Origin of the sequence: Rhodococcus sp. PAE-6 (assembly GCF_025290685.1) — a bacterium.
GTDB lineage: Bacteria > Actinomycetota > Actinomycetes > Mycobacteriales > Mycobacteriaceae > Rhodococcus > Rhodococcus pyridinivorans.
Window position 1 is genome coordinate 28742 of sequence record NZ_JAOCLZ010000017.1, and the last position, 24902, is coordinate 53643.

At 67.9% G+C, this 24902-nt stretch carries 30 protein-coding genes; 26 read left to right on the plus strand and 4 right to left on the minus strand.

The genetic code is table 11. The annotated features are described in order from the left end of the window. Window positions 1–80: 80 nt before the first annotated feature. The 3 genes from NVV99_RS23010 to NVV99_RS23020 are packed head-to-tail and all read right to left on the minus strand — an operon-like array spanning window position 81 to window position 3892. Entirely contained in the window at window positions 81–3146 is a 3066-nt protein-coding gene (locus NVV99_RS23010; RefSeq protein ID WP_260783058.1) for an ATP-binding protein, read from the minus strand. Continuing rightward, the gene (locus NVV99_RS23015; protein WP_260783059.1) at window positions 3143–3541 is read right to left on the minus strand and encodes a hypothetical protein; all 399 of its coding nucleotides are present in this window, start codon (window positions 3539–3541) and stop codon (window positions 3143–3145) included. The genes NVV99_RS23010 and NVV99_RS23015 overlap by 4 nt, the downstream gene beginning before the upstream one ends. 42 nt (window positions 3542–3583) lie before the next feature. Continuing rightward, a complete protein-coding gene (locus NVV99_RS23020; RefSeq protein WP_260783060.1) occupies window positions 3584–3892 on the minus strand; it encodes a hypothetical protein in 309 nt (102 codons plus the stop codon). 1110 nt (window positions 3893–5002) lie between these two features. On the opposite strand from NVV99_RS23020, the gene NVV99_RS23025 reads away from it, so the two are divergent. The 6 genes from NVV99_RS23025 to NVV99_RS23050 all read left to right on the plus strand — a co-directional run bounded on the left by NVV99_RS23025 (window position 5003) and on the right by NVV99_RS23050 (window position 11686). Further along, window positions 5003–7159 (plus strand): type IV secretory system conjugative DNA transfer family protein, encoded by a 2157-nt coding sequence (locus NVV99_RS23025; RefSeq protein ID WP_260783061.1) that lies wholly within the window; start codon window positions 5003–5005, stop codon window positions 7157–7159. Window positions 7160–7268: 109 nt separating this feature from the next. Further along, on the plus strand, window positions 7269–7616 hold the full coding sequence (locus tag NVV99_RS23030) for a hypothetical protein (protein ID WP_012476952.1): 348 nt from the start codon (window positions 7269–7271) through the stop codon (window positions 7614–7616). Between the two features lie 2 nt (window positions 7617–7618). Then, window positions 7619–9007, plus strand: a complete 1389-nt coding sequence (locus NVV99_RS23035; RefSeq protein ID WP_260783062.1) for a ParA family protein — start codon at window positions 7619–7621, stop codon at window positions 9005–9007. A 62-nt stretch (window positions 9008–9069) separates the two neighbouring features. After that, window positions 9070–10383 carry an insoluble domain protein gene (locus NVV99_RS23040; RefSeq protein WP_260783063.1) on the plus strand — a complete coding sequence of 438 codons (1314 nt, stop codon included), beginning with the start codon at window positions 9070–9072 and terminating at the stop codon, window positions 10381–10383. A gap of 24 nt (window positions 10384–10407) precedes the next feature. Next, on the plus strand, window positions 10408–11118 hold the full coding sequence (locus NVV99_RS23045) for a hypothetical protein (RefSeq protein ID WP_260783064.1): 711 nt from the start codon (window positions 10408–10410) through the stop codon (window positions 11116–11118). Between the two features lie 52 nt (window positions 11119–11170). Beyond that, on the plus strand, window positions 11171–11686 hold the full coding sequence (locus tag NVV99_RS23050; RefSeq protein ID WP_260783065.1) for a hypothetical protein: 516 nt from the start codon (window positions 11171–11173) through the stop codon (window positions 11684–11686). Window positions 11687–11897: 211 nt separating this feature from the next. On the opposite strand, the gene NVV99_RS23055 is transcribed toward NVV99_RS23050, so the two are convergent. After that, window positions 11898–12167, minus strand: coding sequence for an AlpA family transcriptional regulator (locus NVV99_RS23055; RefSeq protein ID WP_085470813.1), 270 nt, complete (start codon window positions 12165–12167; stop codon window positions 11898–11900). 191 nt (window positions 12168–12358) lie between these two features. Between NVV99_RS23055 and NVV99_RS23060 the strand changes: the two genes are divergently transcribed. From NVV99_RS23060 to NVV99_RS23155, 20 genes are all read left to right on the plus strand, one after another. Continuing rightward, window positions 12359–12946, plus strand: a complete 588-nt coding sequence (locus tag NVV99_RS23060) for a hypothetical protein (RefSeq protein ID WP_260783066.1) — start codon at window positions 12359–12361, stop codon at window positions 12944–12946. Between the two features lie 54 nt (window positions 12947–13000). Then, the gene (locus NVV99_RS23065) at window positions 13001–14032 is read left to right on the plus strand and encodes a DUF3560 domain-containing protein (protein WP_260783067.1); all 1032 of its coding nucleotides are present in this window, start codon (window positions 13001–13003) and stop codon (window positions 14030–14032) included. A gap of 72 nt (window positions 14033–14104) precedes the next feature. Continuing rightward, window positions 14105–14392 carry a hypothetical protein gene (locus tag NVV99_RS23070; protein WP_106201722.1) on the plus strand — a complete coding sequence of 96 codons (288 nt, stop codon included), beginning with the start codon at window positions 14105–14107 and terminating at the stop codon, window positions 14390–14392. Between the two features lie 38 nt (window positions 14393–14430). Continuing rightward, window positions 14431–15060 carry a 3'-5' exonuclease gene (locus tag NVV99_RS23075; RefSeq protein WP_248957654.1) on the plus strand — a complete coding sequence of 210 codons (630 nt, stop codon included), beginning with the start codon at window positions 14431–14433 and terminating at the stop codon, window positions 15058–15060. Between the two features lie 14 nt (window positions 15061–15074). Next, window positions 15075–15992 carry a hypothetical protein gene (locus NVV99_RS23080; RefSeq protein WP_260783068.1) on the plus strand — a complete coding sequence of 306 codons (918 nt, stop codon included), beginning with the start codon at window positions 15075–15077 and terminating at the stop codon, window positions 15990–15992. A gap of 336 nt (window positions 15993–16328) precedes the next feature. Continuing rightward, window positions 16329–16541: a hypothetical protein gene (locus NVV99_RS23085; protein ID WP_260783069.1), complete on the plus strand. Its 213-nt coding sequence runs from the start codon at window positions 16329–16331 to the stop codon at window positions 16539–16541. A 46-nt stretch (window positions 16542–16587) separates the two neighbouring features. Next, entirely contained in the window at window positions 16588–17058 is a 471-nt protein-coding gene (locus NVV99_RS23090) for a hypothetical protein (protein WP_260783070.1), read from the plus strand. 100 nt (window positions 17059–17158) lie between these two features. Beyond that, window positions 17159–17377, plus strand: a complete 219-nt coding sequence (locus tag NVV99_RS23095) for a hypothetical protein (RefSeq protein ID WP_024100336.1) — start codon at window positions 17159–17161, stop codon at window positions 17375–17377. A gap of 98 nt (window positions 17378–17475) precedes the next feature. Continuing rightward, window positions 17476–17913, plus strand: coding sequence for a helix-turn-helix domain-containing protein (locus NVV99_RS23100; protein WP_260783071.1), 438 nt, complete (start codon window positions 17476–17478; stop codon window positions 17911–17913). Between the two features lie 112 nt (window positions 17914–18025). Then, window positions 18026–18841: an N-formylglutamate amidohydrolase gene (locus NVV99_RS23105; protein ID WP_260783072.1), complete on the plus strand. Its 816-nt coding sequence runs from the start codon at window positions 18026–18028 to the stop codon at window positions 18839–18841. After that, window positions 18834–19958 (plus strand): hypothetical protein, encoded by a 1125-nt coding sequence (locus NVV99_RS23110; RefSeq protein WP_260783073.1) that lies wholly within the window; start codon window positions 18834–18836, stop codon window positions 19956–19958. Before NVV99_RS23105 ends, NVV99_RS23110 begins: the two co-directional genes overlap by 8 nt. Before the next feature lie 356 nt (window positions 19959–20314). Further along, complete coding sequence (locus tag NVV99_RS23115) at window positions 20315–20755, plus strand: hypothetical protein (protein ID WP_260783074.1); 441 nt, start codon at window positions 20315–20317, stop codon at window positions 20753–20755. Beyond that, window positions 20752–21012 (plus strand): hypothetical protein, encoded by a 261-nt coding sequence (locus NVV99_RS23120; protein WP_217580536.1) that lies wholly within the window; start codon window positions 20752–20754, stop codon window positions 21010–21012. The genes NVV99_RS23115 and NVV99_RS23120 overlap by 4 nt, the downstream gene beginning before the upstream one ends. 63 nt (window positions 21013–21075) lie before the next feature. Next, window positions 21076–21411: a hypothetical protein gene (locus NVV99_RS23125; RefSeq protein WP_217580537.1), complete on the plus strand. Its 336-nt coding sequence runs from the start codon at window positions 21076–21078 to the stop codon at window positions 21409–21411. Between the two features lie 77 nt (window positions 21412–21488). Continuing rightward, a complete protein-coding gene (locus NVV99_RS23130) occupies window positions 21489–22142 on the plus strand; it encodes a hypothetical protein (RefSeq protein WP_260783075.1) in 654 nt (217 codons plus the stop codon). After that, window positions 22139–22609, plus strand: coding sequence for a hypothetical protein (locus NVV99_RS23135; RefSeq protein WP_260783076.1), 471 nt, complete (start codon window positions 22139–22141; stop codon window positions 22607–22609). Before NVV99_RS23130 ends, NVV99_RS23135 begins: the two co-directional genes overlap by 4 nt. A 134-nt stretch (window positions 22610–22743) precedes the next feature. Continuing rightward, entirely contained in the window at window positions 22744–22890 is a 147-nt protein-coding gene (locus NVV99_RS23140) for a hypothetical protein (RefSeq protein WP_260783077.1), read from the plus strand. Between the two features lie 78 nt (window positions 22891–22968). Beyond that, the gene (locus NVV99_RS23145) at window positions 22969–23307 is read left to right on the plus strand and encodes a hypothetical protein (protein ID WP_260783078.1); all 339 of its coding nucleotides are present in this window, start codon (window positions 22969–22971) and stop codon (window positions 23305–23307) included. A gap of 281 nt (window positions 23308–23588) precedes the next feature. Next, complete coding sequence (locus NVV99_RS23150) at window positions 23589–23996, plus strand: DUF3846 domain-containing protein (protein ID WP_260783079.1); 408 nt, start codon at window positions 23589–23591, stop codon at window positions 23994–23996. Beyond that, window positions 23996–24205 (plus strand): hypothetical protein, encoded by a 210-nt coding sequence (locus tag NVV99_RS23155; RefSeq protein ID WP_012476929.1) that lies wholly within the window; start codon window positions 23996–23998, stop codon window positions 24203–24205. The genes NVV99_RS23150 and NVV99_RS23155 overlap by 1 nt, the downstream gene beginning before the upstream one ends. Window positions 24206–24902: the final 697 nt, after the last annotated feature.

The following is a 24902-nucleotide window of genomic DNA, read 5'->3' on the forward strand; positions in this document are numbered from 1 at the left end:
CGCCAGCAGCCCCGTACGCCACCCGAAACGGCGCGGGGAAGGGCAACGGCCGGTCGAGTCGGCTCGGAACGGCTGCGGGCTCATGAGGCGCCGCCCATCGCCGCGCGGGTCGCCCGCGAGTCCAGCGCCTCGAACACGTGCGCCAGGTGGACGAAGTGGGTCCAGTCCGAGCGGATCAGTTCGATGTCGTCGGCCATCTTCACGATGAACCGGCGTGCCTGATCGAAGTGCTCGGTATTGGTGTCCGGATCGAAGGTGTCCTCGCCGCCGCCTCCGAGGTCGGCCAGCAGTGCTTCGTAGCCTTCTCCGGACGGTAGGTTCAGCAATTTCAGAGCGCCGTCGATGGCGTGAGCGTTACCGCCGAGATCGCCGATGATGACCTCGTAGGTCAGAGCCGACTTGTCGTCGCTGCCGTCGACGCCGAGATAGTCATCGGGCAGCTGGGAGCACACGAGCGCCCGGACTTTGTACTTGCGCGAGTCACGCGCGATGCGCAGGTTCAGGGTGCGGCCGGCACCGGTCTGCTCGAGGTACTTGTTCTCGTCGAGGAACAGCACCTTGCGCTCGTAGCGCGGCAGCTCGTAGACGAGCCGGTTCGCCAGCCACGCGGCCATGTGCATCAGCGGGCCGGCCATGCGTTGCTGCGGGGTCCACTGCGACGGGTCGGTACCAGTGGGAGGCAGTTGCAGTCCGGGCATCGTCAGCACCGTCAGCCGGATGTTGTCGTTGACGATGTCGTCCGCGTCTCCTGTGGTTCCGCGCTCGGGGAAGAGCACTCGGGCCTCGGCGAGATCGGCCATCATCGTCAGGTCCTGGTGCACGCTGCGCGCGCAGGTGCGCAGATCGATGTTCTCGTCGTCGTTACCGAGCGCGGCGATCGCGTCGAGGACTTCACGCAGGTTGTGGTGCCGCTGCCCGCCGACGGTGTTTGCCGCGGTCTGAAGGACGGTTTCGGTCCACTCGTGCTCGAGGCGGGCGGGGGTCAACATCATCTTGAGTACCGACACCGCCACCGAGATCCGCTCCGCTTGCGCGGCCCGTACGTCGGCTTCGTACTGCGCTCGGGCGGCAGCGACGGGATCGGCGTCGTCGGCGAAGTCGGGATTTGCCGGGTCGTAGTCGGGGTCGTCGCGGCGCGGGTCGACGATCACCCGGTACGGGTTGAGCGAACCGGGCCGGGAGGTGCGCCCGGTCAATGCTTGGACGTCGGCGATACCCCGGAACTCGGGGAGCTGCGCAAGTTTCTTGAGCGGTCCGGAGGGGTCGAGCACCACCCCGTAGGCCCCGGCGCGCACCGCTTGGTAGACGAGCATTCCGGCGAGGAAGGTCTTGCCCGAGCCGGGCACCGCGACGATCGGGGTCAGACCGGACTTGTGCTTTTTCTCGTGCGCGGCGAACAGGTCCCACACCGCCGGGCGAGGCGCGATCGAGGCGGTCTCGCCGACCACCACACCGGTGCGGTCCCCGATCCGGTCACCGACCGCGGCCATCCCGGCGGAGACGGCTTCGACACTCATGCGCCGGCAGTGCGCGATGTTGGCAAGCGGTTCGCCCGGGATGAACTCGCGCAGCAACTGGTACTGCCCGTGCTCCTGCTCGAGGCGGATGCGCGGGGCGTACATCTCCTGGAGCATCGAGACCTTTTCCTTCGCTTCGTCCGGCGTCGAGCCGACGACGAGCACCCGGTACCAGCCTTCCGTGCGCACCGACAGCCCCGAGTGGTCGTCTTCGATGTCGGAGATCACCTGCTGCGCGAGCGCGTGCTGTTCGGCGAGTTCCTGCGGTGGGACCTGGTCGTGTTCGACGGTGTAGTGGTCGAACTGCGCCTCGATGCGCGAGGTCAACCGGCGCAGCTGGTGGACGGACTGGCTCTTGGTCTTCAGACGGATGCGCTCGGACCATTCGAGCGGATCACCGGACGAGTCGCCGAGGACCTGCCAGGGCAACATCCGCTCCGGGATCGGCAGCGGCGCCATCCGCCCGACCGTGAGCACAATGGCGTAGCCGGTGTAGTCGCGGCCACCGACCTGACCGCGCACGGTGGTGTACCCGTCGCCGGGGGTCAATTCCAGATCGGTGAGGTCTTCGAGCGCAGCGACATCGGACTGTTCCCAGTCCCCGCCGCCGGAGATCACACCGTCGGCATCGAGCGGCAACCCGAGCGAGGCCGAGCGCAGCAACAGATAGTCCATCAGCGCACCCGTCGCGGGCTTGGCGCGCACCCCCTGCCCGGACAGGATGCGTTCGATCGTGGCGAGGTGATCGGCGAGCGCCTTCTGCTCGTTGAGGAATGCGGTGCGCGCCCAGGACCGAACGAGCTTCGCGACACGGCCCAGTAGTGGCACATCGATCACAGGGAGCAGCCATTCGGAGACGGTGTCGAGCCCGACCGCCAGCGCGGGCCGCGGCGGTAGCTCCACACCCCAGTAGCGGCCCTTCTGTGTCGAGTTGCCCCACAACATCGCATGCTGCTGACCGCGCAGATAGTCCGACCACGACAACGCACCGGGAACGTCGGGGATCGGTTCGGCCCACGCGTCGTGTGCTTGCGCCCATTGGCGCACCGGCCACGGGGTGCGCACCAGACGGCGGTGCAGACCGGTCACGCCGGCTTCGGCGAGGTTCGCCAGCACCAGCGCTTCGTTCTGGATGTAGCGGCGCTGGCGGGCGACCGGGCGCATGTTCCACGGCCCCGGCTCTTGGACGAACCATGCGGTCGACTGGGTGCGGGTGCGGGTGATGTTGCCTTCCACGCCGACCAGTTGCAGGCGTACCGCTTTGCGGGCGCGATCGGCACGCTTGGCGGCGGCCTTGGACTGGCGGGCGAACTCGGCGTCGGCGCCGGCGGTCTTGCCGCGCTTCGTGCGTCCACGTGTGCGCTTGCTGTCCGTCCGGTCCGCCTCGACAGCGATGGGCGGAACGCTCACATCCGCGGGGGAGGCGATGCTGCTGTCGGGGACCTGGGACCACGCCAATTCCGACTCTGCGACCCGCGCAGGTGCAGGCGACGGGGGAGCGGTTCTACTCGCTGCCATCGCTGCGGCCCAGGACGGGGGCAGCGCGCCGGGCGGCACGACTGCCGGTTCGGGCTCGTCGAAGTTCGGATCGAACAGCGACGCGATGTCGTTGTCGGGCTGCAAAGTCATCGGGAGACGTTCCCTTCGTTCGACACGGTGTCCTGCGCGCTACGCGGGGTGTGGAAGGCGGCAGGGATGCGGAGCACGACGGTCTGGCCGACCCTGGGTGGGCGCGGGGCGTTCAGGTCGTTCCATGCGGCCTTGAGTACCGACCACAGTGGGCGGTCGGCGTTGACGTATTTCGTGACCTTCGAGGTGATCACGACACCGAGCGCGAGGATGATCAGGATCGACTGGAAGTTGAGCGGGACGTGCACGATCGCGCGGGCGATGAAGAAGAGGGTGAAGATGATGGCCGCACCGATTCCGACCGCTCCGTAGCGCACCCGGAACGGCAGCGTGAAGCCGGTCGGGCCGAGATAGTGCCGGTCCACGCGGTGCAACATGTCGTCGTTTTCGATCACGGTCGTGCCCTTCAGTCGTCGGCCGGTGGTTGCAGGTAGCGGTCAGACCTGGATGCCGACCAGACCGAGGAGCCAGTTGCCGATCCCGGTCGCCGCGTTGGGGTTCGTCGCGACGCCCAGATACGCCATGCCCAACAGCGACAGGCCGCCGACGCTGACGACCTTCGACAGGTTGCCGCGCAGGCCACCCATCAGCACCACGCACGCGATGAGAACGAGGATCGTGAAGACGATGTTGTCTTCGATCCATGCGCGCACCCCGGTGGTGCTGACCTCGGTGGTCTGGGCGAGTGCGTCGCCGATGGGGATCGTTGTGATCGCCAGTTCGGCCAAGCTTGACGCGAGAGACATGAGCGCTCCATTGATGGTTCGGTCGATACACCCGAGTTGGGATGGGCGAGACCGTAAAACGGCGAGACGTTTTTCCCCAACAGGGTGACCGCACCTATCGCGTGTATCCGCAGAGGTCGACAAGCGGATCGAACGAGACGGACACGCACCGTCGAGCGCCCCCGAAATGCGGTGCAGACATGACGCATCCGACGGTGGCCGCAGCAGTGTCCACGAGCTCGCTCTCAGCGTCCACGCAACGATGCGCTCGTCGATGCCTATGGGGCGGTAGCAGTTATAGCTCTTATATGGGTACCCAGTACGCCTATCCCAGCGCCACTCTCGCGCGATGCGGCAGTGGTGGTCGCCCGGCGGTGATTGAGCGCGGGGAGAAGGGCGGCGCGGGTCAGACGTACGCGCACGAGGAAGAGCGCTCGTGTGAGCGCATGAAATCAGCGGTGGATTGGGGGATCGATTTGAGCGGTGGATTCGACCGCTCGAAAAAGCGCTTGTAGCGCCTACCCCTCCGGGGTCACTCCCCCCCGGCGTTCCTTGGGGGGGAGTGTAACTCAGAATTCCGCCGAGCGCCAACGCTATTCGCGACCGCCCACGTCGAACGCTATTTCAAGCGCTCGATGCACCGGTCGTACACACGCGCAGCGGCGGTGACGTCCAACGCTGTCGTGCCCGCTCATCGGAGCGATCGTGAAGGCGGGGCGACTCGCACAATCGAGCACTCTTCCGAGCGGTGCGCGACCGCTCCAGCGAGCGCTCGAAAGAGCGCGACGCACGTGCATCGACGACCGCCATGTCGAGCGCTCGGCACAGCGATGCGCACACAGGTTTTCGACCGCTGATTCGAGCGCTCCAAACAGCGGTGCGCAGCCGAGTGGAAGAGGGCTCGATGCAGCGATCGAACGAACAGGGGACGTACGCGCCTTGAGCGTCTGCCGAACATGTTGGACAGCACGTCAATCGGCGGCCGGCGTCCCGACACGACATGCCATCGCTCGAAGGGGCGGAAGGTGTCCACCCTGTTGGTGAAAACAGCACCCCTCTGTAACTCTGCTCGCACCCACCGAACAGCAACCACATCTTCAGCGGCGTCGACACGAGCGAAAGGCACAGGCAGTGAGCGGAACTCCAGACCCACTCAAAGACTGGTTGGTCGCTGTGTGGCGCGACACGGTCGGAGACAGTGGCGACGCTCGCGACCCCCGGATCGGCGACGATGGCCGCCCCACCGGAGTCTCGCGCTTCGTGCCGTTCTCGCCGTTCACTGCGGTACCTGCCGCAGCCGCCTTCTCCAGCCCGCACTTCATCGCTTCGGTTGCCGACAACGCCGCGGCTCTGGATGCGCTGACCCAGCTGCACGACTGCCGGTGGCCGCTGGCGGTAGCGACCGCACCGCTGATCGGTCTCGACCTTGCCCGTCACCGTGCCCGCCGGTGGTCGCAGATGCTCGAATCGATGGTCCGGCAGAGCACCGGTCACCTGCCCACGAAGGTCGCTGTTCCGCTGTCCGCTGGTCGGCGCACGATGCGCCGCGCGACGATCAAGCTGCCGCGCGGTGCGGTGATCCGACCCAAGCAGTTCGAGGAATTCTCCCGAGCGGTCGAGTCGGCATTCGGTGGCGGCGACTCGTGGGCGATGACGGTGCGGCACGACGCGCACCGCGACCGACTCGTCCTCACCCGCACATCGATCGCCCCGGACACCCGCAGCGAACGGCAGAAGGCTCTTCAGGACGCGCTCGATGCGGCGTCGATCTTCTCCGACCCCAAGGTCACCGTCGAAACGATCGATGAGAACGGCATCGAGACCGGCTATCGGATCACCTTCGACAAGTCGATGAATACCGGCTCGCCCGGCTTCCAAATGAAAGTCGAGGAAGCGCTCGCCTCGTTGGCGGGGGAGCACGAGTCCGGCCGCAATTGGACCACTGATTGGTACCCGAGCAAAGGATTCCTAGTGATGCGTTTGGTGACTGCCATGCCCACGCGTGTGGACCATCCCCTCGAATTGGTCGACGAGAACCTGCGGCACCTTCCCTATGCGACCGGCGCGGCCGATCGGATCATGTTCTGGGATGTGTCCACCAGCTCGAACAAGCCGCACTGCCTGATCGTCGGCCCGACCGGTGGTGGCAAGACCTCGGTGATCCGCACGCTGCTGACCGAGGCCGCGCGGCGCGGTATCCCGTTCGTCGGGGTCGATCCGAAGATGATCGAACTCGATGGCCTCGAGGGCTATCCGGGGTGCGGGGCGATCATCTATGACGCGCTGCGTGCGGCGATGTTCGTGCGTGCTCTGCACACCGAGATGATGGCGCGCAACGCCTACATCCATCAGATGAAGATCGAAGGTTCACAGCTGCCGCTGATGATCGCGGTGCTCGACGAGTTCTTCATCCTTTCCGGTAAGTGGCAGCGCCTGGCCAAGACCGGCGACGACGAGACCAAGGCGCAGCTCAAAGAACTCGATCCGCTCGGTGCGTGGGCGGATCTGGCGGTGCTGGCGCGTTCGGCCGGCATCCGTCTGCTGCTCGGGGTGCAGCGCCCGGATGCGTCCCTGTTCGGCGGCGCCTCGGGCAATGCGCGCGACAACTTCGGCACCCGTATTTCGCTCGGCAACCTCTCGCAGGACGGCGCGCTGATGATGTGGGGGGATTCCACCGTCGGTCGCGAGGTCGACACCTCCGTCAAGGGCCGCGGTATCGCGCTCGGGGACGACGGTAATCCGGTCGATGCGCAGATGTGGTGGACCCCGAACGTCGACAAGCATCCGAACAAGTGGAACCAGCTCTCGCAGAGCGAAAAGGCGATCATCGACGGCCTGGTGCCGGCCGAGGCGCCGCAGTTCACGTGCTACTCGCCGGAGCTGGCCGAGTTCATCGAATCCGAGCGGGCGCTGGCGAAGCGTGCGCGTAGCCACGGCAGCGTGCCCGAGCCGATCGTCATCGGGGCGGGTCGTCCCGACGATGCCGCGGTGTCGATGGTCAAGGAAGAGCCCGAGTCGGCACCGGAACCGGTGGCAGAAGACGACGACTTCGCCGATGCCATTCCGGCGTCGAGTGTGCAGGCCGGTCAGACGGTGCTTCTCGACGACTCCGGCGGCGAGCTGGTGCCGGTCACCGTCGACGACGTCGAGGTGCGCCGCAACAAGAAGGGCGAGGTCATCTCGACCGTTCTGATCGTGGGCACCGGCCGCGTCAAGACCCGCATCACCTTCGACGCAACCGGCGTCGTGGCACTGCCCGATCCCGACTCTGTAGGAGCGCACGCATGACCCTGTGACCTTGCCGCATCGAGCCGATGCCCGACCCGCACAGCGGTTCTCGTCCCGAGAGTCCGCCCGCTGCCGAATCACACCGAAATCACTCCCCGAAAGGAACACCATGACCCGCCGTATCTCCCAGTCGATCACCCCCACCGCCGAGGATGTCGCTGCGCTGCGTGGACCGTTCATCGCCAAGGGCGCCAACGACCCGGTCATCGCCGCACTGCGCGAGTACTTCAAGGCATCGGTGCCTGCGTGGCTGCCCAAGCTCGACGAGAAGCAGGAACTGACCCGCGAACGCCTCGCCGAGATCCGCGAGGCCGGCGTCAAGCGCCGCGCGGTCATCGAAGCGCTGCCCGAGGGCAAGGCCCGCGAGCAGGCGTTGGCCGAGTTGGAGCAGACCGAGGCCGTCGTCGAGGACATGGACACCGCGCTGGCCGGCGCTGGTGCCTTCGGCGGGAACTGACGATGACGCCGACCGTGGAAATCGAGGCGACCTCCGCGACGACAGCGCGCGCACAACTCGCCGGTGCCGACGTGCCGCCGATGGAACTGGCTGCGACCGAGTTCAAGAACCTGGCGGTTGTCGTGCACGAGTTCGTGCGCACGATCGCAGTGGAGCAGCAGGCGGCCGTCGAGGTCGTCTATCGGACGGGCAAGGACACTCGCTTCCTCACGGTCGGCCCCGACGGCAAGCTCACCGAGAACGCCCCGAGCGTGCCCATCCCGGTCGCGGTGACCGATCCGGAACCGGCGCCCGCGGAGCGTGTCTGCACGGCGCCGGCCGGGCCGGTGACCGTGGCCGCCGAATCGATCCCCTACGAGGCGCCCGCACAGCCTGTTCAGGCGACTGCACGGCCCGCGCGGGCAGCAGCCCCCACCACGGGGCCTGTTCGGCCCGCAGACGCGGCCACAGGCCCGATCGGGGCGTTGCCGGCACTGTCCGCACCGGGTGTGAATCCGGCGGCGAGCCTGCCCGCCCGGATCGGGATGAGGGGCCGTCTCAATGCGATGCTCGGCCTCGCGTTGGCCCCGAAGGCGGACTCGCTCGAGATGCGGCTGCGCGACGCACAGGCAACGATCGCCGGCCCGCTGCCGGAGAGCGCGGTGATCACCTTCGTCAACCTCAAGGGCGGCGTCGGCAAGACCCCGATGTCGATCGCTCTGGCCGAGACGATTGCCGAGTACCGCGGCCCTGCCACGGCCGCGTGCCTGGACCTCGGCGAGATCGGCGGCAGTTTCTCCGATCGGGTCGCGGTCCCCCCGGCCGCAGGACATGACGCGGTGAGCTTGCTCGCGGATCTCGGCCAGGCGCCGCACCAGGTGCGCCCGTCCACTCTCGCGCGCTACCTGACCCGCCAGCCGAACGGCTCATACGCCTTGGCAGGACCGGCAGGGGCCGAGGCGCCGTTGAGCTTCGACGATGCCGCCACGCTCGGGGCGATTCTCGAACGGCACTACGACCTGATGCTCGCGGACACCGGAAACTCCAGCCACTCCGGCAGCTGGCGGTGGGCGATCACCGCCGCACGCACGGTTGTTGTGCCCGTTCCGCTGCGTCGCGACGCCGCCGTGGCCGCGCAGCGCACCCTCACTGCGATCTCCGCGGTCCGCCCGGATGTGCTCGCGCGCACCGTTGTCGTCATCACCGACGGGCCGGGGGATGCGCCGATGGTCGAGACCGAGGCCGTCGAGGCGTTCACCGCGCTCGGGGTGTCGGTGTGCCGGATGCCCTTCGAGCCGGCCTTCGCGTCCGGGGAACGGATCGTGCTTTCACAGCTGCGGCGCGAGACCTGCGATGCGTTGACCGTGCTCGCGGCGACCGTCACCCGGATCGGCAGTGGTGCTGCTGGTTGAGTCGTTGCCCCCGCTGCGCGGTGGGCCCACTTTTCTTCACCTACTTTCACCGAGAGGTACAGATGAGCATCGACACCAATATCGGAAACCGCGCCGCGCGCCGCGCACAGGGGCGGCATCGCCGTCGGTCGGCAAGGACCACCGCGACGGCGCTGGCAGTGGCCTCCGCTGCGTTCGGGATGTCCGCGATGGTGGCAGGTCCGGCGTCGGCCGCGCCGATCCAGGGCGGGGTGACCGGCGGCACCACGCAGGAAGGTGTGACCAGCGGCGCGCAGACCGGCGGCACCACCGCGGCCGAGACGCCTGCGCCGAGCGCCGTGGAGCCGAAGGCCGACAGCAGCTTCTGGGTGGCGCCGCCGGCGCAGTACAACCAGGGCACGCGCGCCTACAACCCGCAGACCGGTGGCGGGGTGACCGTCGTGGACTACTCCACCGACTACTCGACCGACTACTCCACCGACTACTCCGGCGGCGGCGGATACAGCGGCTACAGCGGTTACGCCGACACGGAGGAGGCGACGCCGGCTGTGGACTGGAGCCGGCTGCACGCCCCGACCCCGGTGCTCGAACCGACCGTGCCGATCGAGGCACCCAAGGACAAGATGCGTATGGGCCGCGTGGTGTTCGAGCAGCCCAACTGGGTCTCCGACATCGATGCCGAACGCACCAACAACACCACCGCAGTGATCGAAGCTCAGGTCACCGATGCGTGGCGCTCGGTCGGTCTCGATACCACCGAAGCCGAACGCATCGCCTCGGCACAGGTCGCCGGCACTGCTCTTGGCGCCGGCGCTGGCGCGGCCGCCGGTTGCGCAGCGGTCGGTGTCCCGACCAGCCTCGTGGTCAGCACGGTCGCCGGCATCGGCGGCGCGATGGCCGGAACGATGGTGCCGCTGCCGATCCCCGGCGCTGCTCCGGTCACCAGCGGCGTCGCCGCGACGGCGGTCGGTGCGGCCGGTGGCCTGGGCGTCGGGTGCGCGATCGGCAGCGGTATCGGCGCCGGTCTCGGTGGTGCCGCCGGCCTTGCTGCCGGCACGGCCTACGGCGCCGGTGAGGACGCCACGCCGATCGAGGCGGAGGTCCCCGACGTCGAGGCCGACGCCGTCGGTGAGCAGGTCGATGCCACGCTCGAACAGTGGTCGCAGGACCCGGTCGGGGAGGTCGTCGTCGACGCTGTGCAGACGTTCACCACCGAGACGGCCCCGGCGATCGACACGCAGGTCCGCGATTTCGTGCAGGCACAGCCGGGCGGCGAGCAGATCGTCGAGCAGGTCGACCAGACCCTCGAGACGTTCTTCAACGACGCCACCCCGGGCCTGGCCGGAAACCTCATCTCCAACGCCATCGGCGACGGAATCACCCAGTTCGGTATCTGAGTCGAGAAGAAAGTGGGCAGCGTCATGAGGAAGCCGAACATCAAGCGGCGGACCCCTCGCCATCCCGCGGTGGTCGACCTTCTCGGTGGTGCGCCCACCTCATCCGCGGCGATGCCGTCGATCCTGACCGCTTCGGCGGCACCGGGACCGGCGGCGTCGCCGCGCGGCGATCGCGGCCGGTGGCGACCCGGCCGCACCGCCGCTGTCGCCGTGGCGGCCGCGGCCGTCGTGGCAGCCGGGGCGATTACCGTCGGACAGCTCACCGCAGACCACAGCGCGGCCGAGCCGGCCGCGTCGGCGGAGGCTGCGGACCCGGCCTTCGGCCCGGTCGACGACAACGGCCTGCCGGTGCTCAACCTGCCGGACGACACCGAGACTGCCGCCCCCGCCGATTCGGAGACGACCGATGAATGCCGCGCCGATCGCGGTGATCAGCGCAGTGGGGCGGGCGTGATCGCCGCGTTCAACTACGCGTACTACAACCGCCGCGATGGGGCCGCCGCCCGCGCCTTGGCTACCCCGACCTCGACGGTCACGCCCGCCCCGGAGTTGCAGACCTTCATCGACAAGCTCCCGCAGGGCACCAACTACTGCCTGCGCACCGTCGAGCTGTCGGAGGGGGTGTTCCTCGTCGACCTGTCGGTCATGCGACCCGGTGTGCCGGTCGAGCGCGGCACTCAGACCGTGACCACCGCGAAGATCGACGGCCTCTGGTACGTCGACGTGTTCAAGTGACCGGCCCCCGCCGCCGACACTGCTGCCCCGAAAGGATCACCCGGAGATGTTTGTGACCGACCAGATGCGCCGCGCGGCGCTCGCGGGGGTGGTCCTCGCGAGTGGACTTGCCGTGTTGACCGGCTGTGGCGACCAGCCGCGCGACGCTGCGGCAGTGTCCACCTCGTTCAGTGGCCGGGTCGTCACCGGTACCAGCACCGATCTGGGCAGCATCGTCCTCGGCTGGGGGGATACGCACTCGGACACCGAGATCACCACGCCTCAACCGGACGAGGTCACCGCACGCTGCACCGGCCGCGGCGATGACCTGGCAGTCGAGATCACGGCTCCGCACGGGTGGACGATCCGCGCTGCGTACGGCTCGCCGGTACTGACGGTGGGCAACACCGACCAGCAGCTCCCGGCCGCCGCGATCGACACCACCACCGCGTTGATCGCTGCGCCCGAGCCGGTGGACTGGTCCGAACCCGATCAGCTCGACATCGCCGCGGCCGTCGAAGGACCGGACGAGTGGAGCAGCGAGCACAGCGGCCGGGTGTATGTCTCGGTGCACGTGGACTGCCGCTGACCTGCATAGATGACACGTCCCGAGCCGGACATGAGTAGGTGTGTGGACCGACCGATGGAACGAGTGGAGGTACCCGTGAGCTGAGCGTGGCACCTGCCGCTCGCAGGCGTGACGATCAAGCGCCCCTACTCCGGCAATGTGGGAGTAGGGGCGCAGCGCTGTTCAAAACAGGGTCTGAGCTGGGCGGATGGCACGTCCCGGCCGTAATGGGCTAGTCGGTCGTGGTCGCCGTGTCGGAGGTTTTGGTGCGCCGGCGGGGTTGGCGTAGATCGGTGCGCGCGCCGCGTCCTGGCCGGTTGCGGGCCCATTCGACGATCTCGCTGCGCTTCCACAGGGGTGTGTTGCCGATCTTCTCGACCGGCTTGGGGGCGTGGCCTCGGTTGACGTAGGAGTGGAAGGTCACCGGCTTGATCTCGTCGCCGGTTTCTTCTTTCAGTACCTCGACGCATTGCTGTGCCGTGAGGCGGTTCGGGTTCGCCATCGCTTCTGGCCTTTCGTTTCTCGGGGCACGGTCATCGCGGGTGTGCCGGGGTCCGGTTCTCGAAACTTTACATAGCGGAATTGCTTTGTGGAAACGTGTGTGCGCCTTCCGGAGCGTATCCGGAGTTGCAACATTACAAATATGTATTGTAAAGTGAGGGCCGAAAGAACGGCCGAGGGAAGGGGAATCGGATGTCGATCATCACCGTTATGGCAGCGCTTGCGCTGGCGGCACTGCTCGTCTGGACGATCGGCGCTCCGATCGCCCGCCTCGGCGGCGCCCTGCTGACGATCGCCTCGTTGCTGTGCATCGTCTCCGGCGACCCGATCGCCACCCGCGCACCGCTGCTCCTCGGCGGTGCGGCGCTGTGGCTGGCCGGTCACTTCCTGACCGCCTACAAAACCCGGGCCTGGTCCTCGCGGCTGGCCGAGAACATCGTGACCCGCACACCGTTGCGCTATCTCGATCCGGTCCGTGGCTACGAGCACCGCCATGCACGCCGCCCTGTCCCGGGCAGCACGCCGGAGTCGACCCCCGACCGGATTCAGCCCCCGGTCGACGACTTCGCGCAGTGGGAGCGGGAACTGGCCGCCGACACCGCTCCCACCGTCCCGGCCCTGCCTGTCCGCCCCGTGGCAAAACGCGTCCCCGTCCGTCCGGCTGGACCCTCGCGCGGCGCCGTGTACGGCAAGCGCGCAGCCAAGATCGCGGGCAACCTCGCCGTCCGCAAGGTGCCCGGTGCTCGCGCCGCGCGCTCGGCCTGGCGGTTCGTGCGCTGATCCACTGCGCCCCCTCGACCTGCACACCCTCCCCTGAGAAAGGACGGACCGCCCATGTCCGCACTGACCATCACCCACACTCACGCCGAGGGCACTCTCATCGACGGCACGAGCCGTGGCGACGGCTCCGCCGAGATCCTGAAGGCTCAGCGCTGGCGCTGGTCCCGGAACCTCGGGTCCTGGTACATCCCGCAGTCGCGGGACCGCCGCGCCAAGCTGCCCCAGATCAACGCGACGGCCACCGCGCTGCGCGCAGCCGGTTTCACCGTCGAACTCGACATCGACGACACCTACCGGCCCACCGCCTGCGTCGAAGCCGACAAGATCGCCCGCCAGGTCGCCCGCGTCGATGCACTCGATGCCAAGGCCGATCGCAAGGCAGGCACTGCCGAGGCCGCGTGGGCCGCAGACCAGGCCGCACATGATGCGTTGCCCGAGGGCGGCGAACCGATCAAGGTCGGCCACCACAGCGAGACCCGGCACCGCCGCGCGGTGGAGAAGTCCTGGAACGCGCTCAGCAAGGCCGTGGCAGCCGAACGTGAGGCCGCAACCGCGCGGGGCCGTGCCGACGCCGCAGCCAAGACCACCGATCGTCGCTACGCCCCGGTCACGGTCGCGCGCCGGATCGACAAGCTCACCGCCGAGCTGCGCCGCCTCGAACGTGACCGCGACGGATACACCCGGACCCTGCACACCAACAAGCAGACCGGCCAGAAGTACGTCGAGACCCACGAGGCTGCGAGCGGGGACTACCGCGAGCGGGTACTCGCCGAGATCGAGCACACCGCCGACGAGCTCGCCTACTGGAAAGGCGTGCGCGCACACCAGATCGACGCAGGCACCGCGACCGCCTACAACCGCGACGTTGTCGCCGTGGGCGACCTGGTGCGGTACGTCGGGCACTTCCACCGTGTCCTCAAGGTCAATGCGAAGACGGTGACCATCGGCTCGATCGTCGGAGGTTCGTGGACAGATCGCGTCCCCTACACCGAGATCCGGGGCCTGCGCGACGGGCAGGGCCGCCCGGTACGTATCGACGACGGCGCGCGAGTGGTCGACCTGGACACCGGCCCTGACGCCGCCTGAACTGCTGCTTCCCGGGGCGCTCGGACAGCCCGAGCGCCCCGACCTTGCGACCTGGACACGATGGGAGAACACATGACCAAGACCCTCACCAACCGGCACGGCGACGAGATCGCCGTCGGGCAGCTGTGGACGGACGATCCGCGCCGCACCACCGTGCGGACGCTGCGCATCGACGACCTCGTTCGCGAGGGAAACCTGGGTTCGCGCGCGGTGTGCACCGTCATCCGCTCGCACGAGACCGACACCGGGCAGACCACCGAACCCGGCCGCGTCGTGTCGATCAACATCGACAGCCTGCACACCACCGCCGGTGGCCGTGGATACCGTCTCGCCGTGGATGATCCGCGTCCCTCGCGCTGAGGTCGGAGCCGTCCACCACGATCAACAGAGGAGGAACCATGTCGTTGCAGATGCTGTCCCCGCGTGAGTGGGCCACCGCCATGCTCGCCGACGGGACCGCCTGCATCCTCGACGTCGAGACTTCAGGGTTGACCGGCTCGATCCTCGAGATCGCAGTCATTGACGCCGCGACCGGCGCGGTCCTGCTCGACACGCTCGTCGACTGCCGGCCGGTGCAGATCGAACCCGGCGCCCACGCGGTGCACGGCATCGCTGCCGCCGATCTCGACGGTGCACCGTGCTGGCCGGAGGTGTTCGCGCAGCTGGCCGCTGTCACCTCCGGGCGTCAGGTCCTGGCCTACAACGCACCGTTCGATCACGGCCGGGTCCTCGCAGATTGCCACCGGGCGGGTATCGACCCCGGCGATCTCGGCGAGACCAGCCGCTGGCAGTGCGTGATGGCCCGTCGCTGCGATGCGCTCGGGCTCGGAGCGGACGGGCGAGTGCGGCTCGGTGGTGGTCACCGCGCGCTTGCCGACGTGCGCGCGACCCGCGCGCTGGTGCAGTTGCTCGCGGCGGGACTGCCCGACACGGCCGGACTCGCCGCGCTCGACGACCGGCACGACTGCGCGTCGCGCGAGAACCGGATGGACACGATCTGTACGGGTGAGGATCGAGGCAGGAAATGACTCGGGGGGCGACGATGTCACCGACCGATACCGCGGGTGCGACTGTCGTGCGGGCCGCGCGGGATCGCACGGGCTTCGCCGAACGTATGCGGGAGGCTTGCGGCATCGTGCTGGTCGCGCCTGGGACGAATCTGAAGGGCTTGTATGCCGCGTATGCGGTCGGCGCTCCGCTGAAGCTGATCGGTATGGGCGGGATGACTGTCGGAGCTGTGCTCGCTGCTGTCTGCCTGGTCGCAGATCCTGCGGGATTCGTGTCGTTTCTGGGGGAGCGGTTCACTGCGGGGTGGGGCGAGAATGCCGTTTTGTCTACCGGGGTGACGGCTTTCTTCGGCGGTGTGGGCTCCTATCTGGTGGGTGTCGGTCTCATCGGCGGTGCACGCCTTCGAGCGTGGCGAGATGGAGTGTTGATCGCCGCCGAGATGGTGTACGCACCGAAGAACATCTCGACGTCGATGACCCGTGCGTTGACCGCTGCGGAGACGATCCGCGGATCGGTGGCCTATCGCGAGGGCTGGCTGGCCGGCTTCGATCTCGACGGGGCGTTGTGGGAGCTGGCCCGGTACCTCCACAGCGGAATCCGGTTGCGCGACAGGTTGGGCACCGGTCCGTCGACGCCCGCGCTGGACGAACAGGTCGTGCAGTCCCGCGCCGCGCTGGAGAAATGTGTCGTGCGCGTGCGGGAGGGGGCCGACCGGCTCGCGTCCCTGGCGGATCGGGTCGAGGCGTTCGACCGGGAGTTGGCCGCACCCGCGCGGCGTGCCGAACTCGAGACGGCGCGCGAGTTGCGGGCACAGCGAAATGCCGAGCGGATGGGTCGATTGTCCGCTGCCACTGCCGATGTCGAGGCCATCGAGCCGGTGCTCGGTCGAGTCGCCGATCGGATGACAGGTGTGCTCGATGCGTACGACGAGGCTCCGAGAAAGCGGGATTGACCTGCGCAGATGACACGTCCCGCTGGTGTTGTGCCCGGCGCGGTGGGTGGTTGTCGGCCAGGTGATCGTCGGTCTCGTTGTCGTCGGCGTAGTTCTGCACGGCAGTCGGTGTCTGTCGGTCGATGGTGCTGGCTGTGGATCGAGGTGTGATGCGCTGATAGTGGCTCTGAGCAGCATCGATGGCACGTCCCGGTGAAGTGGGGCGTGCCATCACGCGTCTCGGGACGAACGCTTCCAGCGGGACTTCAGGGAATCGACACCGTCCCGGGGTTGCAACAATGCAAATGATGTTTGTATAGTTATCCCTGTCCGGAACACCGAACGAAGGAGAAGGAAATGTCGAATACCCCTGTTGCAGATCTCATCACCGTCACCATTACCGGAACTCCGGTGCGCACCGAGGTCGTCGAAATCCTCGACTACCGAACCGACTTCTTCGGCGGCCGGGTCGCCGACGTGCGCCTGGCCGACGGCACCATCGCCCGGCACGTCGATGCTCTCGACATCGAGGTGGGCGTCGCCGCGCGCGCCGCGCGCACCGCCGCCTGATGTGCCTGCCGATCTCGAATCCACGCCCCAGTACAGGAGAACGCCCATGACTGCACCCGTCACCGCACTGCCCACCGGGTTCGCCACCGAGGTCGACGGAGCCGCCGCGCTCATTGTCGGCGGCGTCCACAGCTTCCCGCGTCATCCGCAGCGTGGCGCGCTGGCGCAGCCGTTCGCGGGTGCGCAGAGTTCGGCTTCGGAGGTCGGGGTGATCGGCGTGCCGCTGTACGCGCTGGTCGCGGTCGACTGGGCAACCGAGGTGACCACCATCGAGCGGAACGGCCGCACTCGCACGGTGTTCACCACGGGCTGGCTGGGCACTCCGCGCGGGGTCACCTGGTATCTGCACCCGGCCGTCCATGACGCCGAGCGCGGGCTGTATCTGCTCGATGCTTCGGAGCGGTTCGCTGCATCGGCGTCGACGGCCGAGGTCCCTGCTGCGGTGGCCCGCGCGGCACGGTCCTGGGATCTGGGTGTTGTTCCGGAGCGGGTGCGTGTCCACAACTTTCCGCTGTGATGCGCGTAGGCGCAGGTCACGGGCTCGTTCACATTATCGGTTGTCAAATGACAACCGATAATGTAATATCGAGTTGTCAGATGGCAACGGAAGGTGGAGGATGGACAAGTACAAGGGGATCGACAAGGACACCCGCAAGATCCTCAAGGCGGTCGAGGAGGCAGGTTTCGTGGTTCGCCGAGCCAAGAGCCACCTGATGGTCTACAAGGACGACGCGCTGATCACGACGTTCTCGGCCACCGCGAGCGATCCGCGGGCGTTCCGAAACGGTCTCGCCCCGCTCAAGCGAGCGGGATTTCAGTGGCCACCGCGTCGCTGACGATCAAGGGCCGGGGGTGCTGATATCACCCCCGGCCCGACCCCATTGTCCACCACCGACCGAACCGACCCGCACAGCACCCGAGAGGAATACCTACCGTGACCGCACAGTCCTACAACGTCATCGCCGAACTCGACACCGAGTTCGGACCGGAGAACGCCGAGCAGCTGCTCGACCCCATCGCGGACTACAGCGGCGCGGCCGGGCGCTCCGAACTCGGCCACGCCGAGGTGATCTTCACCGTCCCGGCCGACTCGGTACGTCAGGCCAACTCCACCGCGCTGGCGATCCTCGAGACCTACCCCTGGCCCCTGTGCTCGGTACGGGTGCTGCTCACCACCGATTACGACCGTCTGCTCGACGGCGTGGATCTGCCGCCGCTGCTGTCGGTGCAGGAGGCCGCCGACCAGCTCGGAATCAGTCGCCAGGCCGTGCTCAAGGCGATCACCGCCCAGCGGCTGCCCGCCATCCGTGTCGGCGGCACCTGGATCGTGCGGGAATCGTCTGTGCGCGCCCTCTCCCAGCGCAGCGCGTGAGAACCACCCTGTTGGTCGAACGTGGCCCTCTCGAGGACAATTCGCGTCCCCGGGCACGCTGTCGTGCCCGGCTCACCGCTCGACCTCCACCGCAGAACCGACAAGGACCGCCATGCCCACCTCACCGCTCGTCCTCCCGGGAGATCGCCAGTGCCCGGTGCTCATACACGTCCCGCACGCCTCCCGCGTCATTCCGGCCGAGATCCGCGCCGACCTGATCCCGACGGACGTCGAGCTGGCCGCCGAACTCGACGAATCGACCGACACCGCCACCGACGAGATCGCTGCGGCGACGCTGCGACACAGCCGCCTGCGGCCGACGACCGTGGTCAACACACTCTCGCGGCTGGTGATCGATCCGGAACGGTTCACCGACGCCGGCGAGCCGGCCAATGTCTTCGGCCGGGGTGCGGTCTACACCCGGACCTGCGCCGGCGGTCCGCTGCGCGCCGAGCCGTATCCCCGCACCGCCGAGCTGATCGATGCCTATTTCCGTCCCTACGCCGACGCGGTCACCGCCGCCGTCGACGACCGCCTGCGCACCTGCGGTCGAGCGGTGATCATCGACCTGCACTCCTACCCCGCCACCCCGTCCGGTTTCGAGGACCCGAGCGCCGCGCGCCCCGCGCTGTGTATCGGCACCGACCGGGTACACACCCCGCCCTGGCTGACCGAGGCTGTCCGTGGCGCATTCGCGTCCCTGTCCGAGACCGGCGAGATCGGCGAGAACACACCGTATGCGGGCAGTTACGTGCCGCTGCGTCACTACGGTCGCGACGAGCGCGTGATCTCGGTGATGATCGAGCTGCGCCGCGATGTCTACCTCACCGACCCGCGCACCCCCGACCCCGCGCGAGTCGACCGGCTCGGTCGCGCTCTGGCCACCGTGATCGATCAGGTCGCCGCGCAGGTGGCCGCGAATGTGTAAACCCAAGCCCGGCCCGCGCTGCACCCCGCACATGCGCGCCCGCCTCGAGCAGGCCACCGCGCGCGTCGCGACGGCCCGCGCTCGGCTGGCCGAGCATCCGACGCACACGCGGTTGCAACGCCGCCTCGCCGCCGCCGAAGCCGACTACGCGCAGACCCTGGCGCTGTACGACTCCACTCCGGGCGGCCAGGACGACCTGCGTGCCGCGATCGAGGCCGCGACCGACCCGCACGACCGACACGCGCTGACCGTACGTCTGCGGGACGCTGAAAGGCTCAGAGCCGAGCAGTCGGACGCGCTGCGCCGTGCCCGAGAAGAACACACCGATGAGGAAGGAACCGACGATGAGCAACGAGGAACCGATGACGCAGGAGCGGCGCGAAGCGTTCTGGAGGACGTTCGGCTGGAGTCCGGACCTTCCGGAAGCCGAGCGGAAGGAGATCGAGGATCGGTGGACCGATCCGAAGATCGAGGAGGCCGAAGCCCTCGGCTTCTGATCAACGGCCAGCAGATCACCCCGGTGGCCACGCACACCCTGACGGACGACGTGCGCGCGAAGCTCGAGTCCCGTGGGTTGTCTGCGCCGCCACTGCACGAGCTCGCACCGGACGATTGCGGTCTGTACCGCGAGCAGATGCTCGAGCTGACCCGCAAGAATCCGCACGCGGCGTCGGTGTACGTCTACGACGAGGACGAATACCGGGCCATGCGGCTGCTGGTGACCGACGACGGCAAGGCTGGTGTCGCCCTCAAAGGCGACGAGATCGTTTCGGTGTTCGCGCACAAGGACTGCGCACACCCGCGCGCGGCCCGCGCCATGCTCCGGCACGCCACCGCGCTCGGCGGGCACCGGCTGGACTGCTTCGACACCGTGCTGCCGGATCTGTACGCCGATGCCGGGTTCGTGCCTGTGGCACGACTGAGGTGGAACGACGACTACGCCCCCGATGGGTGGGACTACGCGACCTTCCGCGCGTTCAACGACGGCCGCCCCGATGTGGTGTTCATGGCCTACGACCCCGATCGTGTCGATGGCAAGTACACGCCCGGGGCGGGGGAGTACGTCGAGGACTACGACGACGGCATCGCTCGCGCGCAGCAGTACCGGCCGAGTTGATCGGCGCAGCGCGCTGTGGCTCGAATCCGTCCCCGCAACCGAGTGTGTCGGTTGCGGGGGCGGCTCATTTGCCGGTCCGACCTGGGCAGATGGCATGTCCCGCGGCGGGTGTGCGGACCTTCGGGGAACCGGAAACGTCGCACGGTTGACACATTGCAAAGAACCTTTGTATTGTTGGGGTGCGCCGCCCGGTGTGATAAGGGTTCGCAGGCGGGTAGTTCGCCCACCTTTGGTCGGCGCGTGAATCCCCAGATCCGAGCAGTATTTCCGCAGATTTAACTATGCAAAACACATTTGTTTTGTACTCGATCGTGACGTGACCATTTCGGCAACGTCCTGACCACGGGAGCCCGACAGTGACCCTCACACCTCCGCAGTGGACCACCCCCACCGACTACCGCAGCCTGATGCGCCTGCGCCGCGCCCTGCCCGCCCCGATCCTCCACAAAGCCCTCGGCACGCTCTTCGAGGACATCGACCTGCACACCCTCGCCGTGCGCGGAACCCACCTCGCCCGCCGCGCCCCCGCCGACACCGCCGCTGCCGCAGAGCTGGCCGCCATCGCCCGCGTCCTGGCCGAGGTGGTCGCCTCGCCGAGCGCCACCCGCGTCACAACCACCATCGCCACGCTGCGCACCCGTATCGGCCACATCCACCGCAACGGCTTCGAGCTGCTGATGTTCGCCTACCGCGACCTGCTCGACGACCCCTGCGCTCGGCACTACGGCGCCGACGCCCAGGCAGCCGCACCCGCACACCCCCACGACACCCACTGGAACGAGGCAGCCGCATCATGAGCATCGACTACGCAGCACTGCGGGCACAGGTTCTCGCCGCTGCCCGCGAAGGCCGCGCCACCTACCTGCCCGCCGGGGCGCGCGGAAACGCCACGGCACAGGTCTTCATCGACGGCGAATACATCGGCCAGGCAAGCACGGTCGCGCACTACGTCCGCACCGACCACGACAACCCGGCCTCGGTGTACGCGGAAACCGTTCTGCTGCCCGGCCGCGACCACCAGATTCCGGACCGCCTCAAGATCCCGAAGCACTGAGGCCGACGTCGAGGGCCCTCCGGCCACCGACACCACCGAATCTCCGACGAAAGGACCATCACCATGACCAACCCCACCGCCGCAGCGCCCGAGCCGTATCTCTCCGGCGGCGAACGCGCCGCCGCCCACGGCGCGCACTACATCGAAGAGACCGTGCGCGTGTACCTCATGCGCGACCTGGCCGGTACCGACACCTGGGTCATCGACCCCACCTGCTTCGGTGACGCGCTCCCCTCGGAGTACGACGAGCCGCAGAACTCCGAATGCCGGTGCGAGACACCCGACGAGTGCGCCGACATCGTCGACCGGATGGACAAGGTCGGCCTCCCGGACGGCGAGGACCTGATGTTCATGCTCGCCGCCGCGCTCGGCTACACGCTCACCAAGACCGACTCCTGAGCGGAGCAGGCCGGGCCGCGCAGCGCGGACCGGCTGTGCGGCATGTGCTCATACGACCGAAGACAAGGACCTGCCCGATGAACTCTCCCGACATGTTCTCCACCACGCGCACGATCGCCGATCTGGCCGCTGTGCGCGACGCTCACGCCCCGATTGCTCTGGACCCTGCCACCGACATGGCCCCGGACCACACGAGCGCCACACGGGCGCTTTCGGCGCTGTGGGCGCTGGTGCCGTACGCCGAGCGCACCGGAGCGACCCCGGACGACCTCGAGTCGGTCCTGGCCGACCTGACCGCTGATCTTCGTCACCTGGCAGACCGGCTCGGCACCGACTGGCACGAGATCACGCGCCGCGCGGATGGCTACTACGGCGACGAGACCGGTGGCACCGATCAGGGGCCGGCGCCCGCCCGCCGTCCGGCTGCGCCCGAGCTGGAGGTCATCGTCGTGCGCGATCCCGACGGCCCGTCCGTGATCGAGGCGTTCCTCGACGGCGTGCCCGTCCGGCCCACCGAGTACGTCATCGACGCCGGGGCAGGCTGGCACTGGAACGACTGGACCGAGGCACGCGATGCGAATCTGGCGACCGCCTCGCCCGCTACCCGCGCCGCGCTGCTGAGTCACTACGACAACCCGCCCGGTGGGCAGTACGTCGAAGACCGCGACGACGCCCCGTGGATCGATTCCGTCCCTGCGCCTGCCGCTACCGTCGACGGAGCGGCGCAGTGACCACGATGGCGTCCGGAACCCAGCGCACCGGCTCGATGCTGCGCCGCGCGTTCCCCTCGTCCGCCGATCGCTATCGAGCCCTGCTCGGCCGTCGCGCAACAGTCGCCGCAGTACCGGACTACCTGCGGATCTTCGACTCGATCGGCATCGCCACCGTGGCCGCGCGGGGAGTGCGCCTGGCGATCCGTCAGGCCCGAGGGGTCGCCGAGGAGGTGGTCACCCTCGAGATGCTCGACCGTCGCACCGGAGAGATCGTCGGGCACCGGGTAGGAGCGGAGTTGTACGCGGCGGCAACAGTGCTCGGCGAGTATCTGGCCCTGCCTGCCACCGATCAGTTCGTCGCGGACATGGCCGATGTGCTCGAACGAGAGCGGCGCTACGAGCTGCGCACCGACGTCGAAATGGTGATGCTCACCTACCGGCTGCTGCTGCTCGATCCCGGCGGGAGCGCAGAAAACATCCTGTGAACTGCGACGACGGCACGTCCCGGCAGGCACGTCCTGCGGCCGGATCGGGTGGTGCGAAAAAAGCCGCTCCCCGGGCTTGACACTATACAAATCAGATTTGTATAGTTAGGGAGTCCCCAACGAAAGGAAGAATCATGGAGAACACCATCGAGCAGGCCCGCGCCCGCTACGCCGCTGCGATCAAGGGTGGCGACGACGCCGAGTTCATCGCCGCGAAGTCCGCGCTGATCGCCGCGACCACCGGCACCGTCGTGACCGCCGAGCAGGCCGCCTACATCTAAGCGGCCCCGCGAAGAACCCCACCGGCTGATATCCGGTGGGGTTCTTCCATTTCCGACCCCTACCAGCGAAAAGGTGACGTGACACCGACACTGAGTCTCGACCACATCGACTATCCCGAGGGCGACCCGTACCGCGACCCCGCCGTGCATCGCGCCGGTGAGCGGTTCTGGTGGCACCAGGCCATCGCCGACGAGCTCCGGCGCCTGCGCGACGAGTGCACGAACCCGAAGACCGGCAGCGGTTATCCCGCCTTCAACATCCCCGGCCTGGCCGGGAACATTCCCGGCGCAAACCTGTTCGACACCGTGCGGCACTGCCGCCAGATGATCACCTGGGGTGAACTCGTCAAGGCCGAGCCGCTGTGGGACTTCGAGCCCGATCTGTGGGTGGCCCTGCGTGAGCTGCCCGCCGCCTGAAGCTCGACCGCGCACACGAGAAACCCGCCTTTACCTGCAACGATGGCACGTCCCGGCGAAAGGGCCGGCACGTCGTCTCGATGGGGCCGACCGCGCCGATGCCCGCCCTGACCTGCGTCGACGCCACGTCCCGCACGGGCGCACGGGGTCCGGGCGATGTCTGGTGTTCGCGATAGTCCCCTGGCTTGAACTATGCAAACTAGATATGTAAAGTGATGCGCGTTGGAAGTGCGACTGACCAGCCCAGATAGCCCCGCCGATCAGGTGGAGACAAGGAGTTCATGGTGGACAAGATGGTGACGGCAGTGCGAGTCGATGTGGACGGTACTGCGGCGGTGATCGAGCTGGAGGACACCGAAGAGCGTGGGGTCGGTGCGGCCCTGCGCGCGGCGCTGGATTGCCGGATGTTCGATGTGGTGCGGATCGGTCCGGGTCTGGACATGTGGATCGACGAAGAGGGCCTGTTGGTGGGGGAGCCGGTGGTCAATCGTGTGGCGACCCTGATCGCAAAGGCCCACGGCTTCGTGTGGCAGCCGTATGTGGGTGCGGTGGTGTTCACCTCGGTCGACGACGAGGGGGAGACGCAGAGCCTGCGTGAGGGGCAGGTGGAGGCGTTGTTGACGACGGCGCGTCTGGGCGGTGCGGTCGTGGTCGACGCGACGGTCGACGAGGCGGAGGTGGGCGCGTGATGCGTTCGGTGGTGATCGAGTGGACTGAAGTGTCGTCGCACCGTGCAGTGGTGAATGTGCCCGGCGATTTCGATCCGGAGGTCGTGGATCTGGGTGATGCGTTGGGTTCGCTCGAGGATGACGGTTTTCTGGGGGTGGTGCGGGAGGGGATTGTGGTGAGGTTTCTGGATGCGCCTGATCCGGCGGCTGAAGAGTTGTTCGGTTGTTGATGGGGTGGGGGGCTGGGTCGTGTGTGGCGGTCCGGCCTTCTGCCGTGTCGGCGGTGGTGGTGTCGTGGTCTGGGTGCGTCCCTCGGGGTGTGTGCCCGGTGGTGGGTGTGGGGGTTGTTGTGTGCTGTGAGCTGGGGTGATGGCATGTCCCGGTGTGGGGCCGGCGGTGGGGCCGGCGGGTGTGGGTGGGGTCGGTGTCGGGGGTGTGTGGGGTGGTGGGGGCGCGGTGGGGTGCTGTTTCCGGCCTGTTTTTGAAATGTGTTGTGGCGCAATACTTATTGTGAATCATGTTGGTGTACAGTGTTTCACTGTTGTAATGCTCATGACGGCTCTGTGATATCGGGTTATGTTCTTGGTGCGTAACGGTATTGGCGATCGGGAGTGTTTCTGTCTGTCTGGTGCCGCCTTCGGGTGTGGGGTATGATGGAAGCATGATGTCGGGACGGGGAGTCAGCAGCGCGGCGGGGGTGTGCGCGGCGCGCGCAGCGCGTCCCGGCCTGTCGATACTCTCCGGTGTGGCATGTGAGGTGACGATGAAAAACGTTGATGCACATGAAACCTCGCTTTCAAGCGGAGCGCAGCGACGCGGGCGACGGCAACGTGACTGGACTCCCGCCGAGCCGCGCAGCGGCTCCCGAGCGGGGAGCGCAGCGACCCGCCCGTTCTCCGGCGCGGAGCGCCGGAGAGAGCGCCGCGG

Coding starts and splice junctions, on each gene's coding strand:
- NVV99_RS23040 (WP_260783063.1), top strand. CDS start 9,070: ATGAGCATCGACACCAATATCGGAAACCGCGCCGCGCGCCGCGCACAG.
- NVV99_RS23020 (WP_260783060.1), bottom strand. CDS start 3,892: ATGTCTCTCGCGTCAAGCTTGGCCGAACTGGCGATCACAACGATCCCC.
- NVV99_RS23080 (WP_260783068.1), top strand. CDS start 15,075: ATGTCACCGACCGATACCGCGGGTGCGACTGTCGTGCGGGCCGCGCGG.
- NVV99_RS23010 (WP_260783058.1), bottom strand. CDS start 3,146: ATGACTTTGCAGCCCGACAACGACATCGCGTCGCTGTTCGATCCGAAC.
- NVV99_RS23155 (WP_012476929.1), top strand. CDS start 23,996: ATGCGTTCGGTGGTGATCGAGTGGACTGAAGTGTCGTCGCACCGTGCA.
- NVV99_RS23140 (WP_260783077.1), top strand. CDS start 22,744: ATGGAGAACACCATCGAGCAGGCCCGCGCCCGCTACGCCGCTGCGATC.
- NVV99_RS23095 (WP_024100336.1), top strand. CDS start 17,159: ATGGACAAGTACAAGGGGATCGACAAGGACACCCGCAAGATCCTCAAG.
- NVV99_RS23090 (WP_260783070.1), top strand. CDS start 16,588: ATGACTGCACCCGTCACCGCACTGCCCACCGGGTTCGCCACCGAGGTC.
- NVV99_RS23070 (WP_106201722.1), top strand. CDS start 14,105: ATGACCAAGACCCTCACCAACCGGCACGGCGACGAGATCGCCGTCGGG.
- NVV99_RS23130 (WP_260783075.1), top strand. CDS start 21,489: ATGAACTCTCCCGACATGTTCTCCACCACGCGCACGATCGCCGATCTG.
- NVV99_RS23105 (WP_260783072.1), top strand. CDS start 18,026: ATGCCCACCTCACCGCTCGTCCTCCCGGGAGATCGCCAGTGCCCGGTG.
- NVV99_RS23085 (WP_260783069.1), top strand. CDS start 16,329: ATGTCGAATACCCCTGTTGCAGATCTCATCACCGTCACCATTACCGGA.
- NVV99_RS23030 (WP_012476952.1), top strand. CDS start 7,269: ATGACCCGCCGTATCTCCCAGTCGATCACCCCCACCGCCGAGGATGTC.
- NVV99_RS23060 (WP_260783066.1), top strand. CDS start 12,359: ATGTCGATCATCACCGTTATGGCAGCGCTTGCGCTGGCGGCACTGCTC.
- NVV99_RS23125 (WP_217580537.1), top strand. CDS start 21,076: ATGACCAACCCCACCGCCGCAGCGCCCGAGCCGTATCTCTCCGGCGGC.
- NVV99_RS23110 (WP_260783073.1), top strand. CDS start 18,834: ATGTGTAAACCCAAGCCCGGCCCGCGCTGCACCCCGCACATGCGCGCC.
- NVV99_RS23075 (WP_248957654.1), top strand. CDS start 14,431: ATGTCGTTGCAGATGCTGTCCCCGCGTGAGTGGGCCACCGCCATGCTC.
- NVV99_RS23035 (WP_260783062.1), top strand. CDS start 7,619: ATGACGCCGACCGTGGAAATCGAGGCGACCTCCGCGACGACAGCGCGC.
- NVV99_RS23055 (WP_085470813.1), bottom strand. CDS start 12,167: ATGGCGAACCCGAACCGCCTCACGGCACAGCAATGCGTCGAGGTACTG.
- NVV99_RS23065 (WP_260783067.1), top strand. CDS start 13,001: ATGTCCGCACTGACCATCACCCACACTCACGCCGAGGGCACTCTCATC.
- NVV99_RS23120 (WP_217580536.1), top strand. CDS start 20,752: ATGAGCATCGACTACGCAGCACTGCGGGCACAGGTTCTCGCCGCTGCC.
- NVV99_RS23150 (WP_260783079.1), top strand. CDS start 23,589: ATGGTGGACAAGATGGTGACGGCAGTGCGAGTCGATGTGGACGGTACT.
- NVV99_RS23045 (WP_260783064.1), top strand. CDS start 10,408: ATGAGGAAGCCGAACATCAAGCGGCGGACCCCTCGCCATCCCGCGGTG.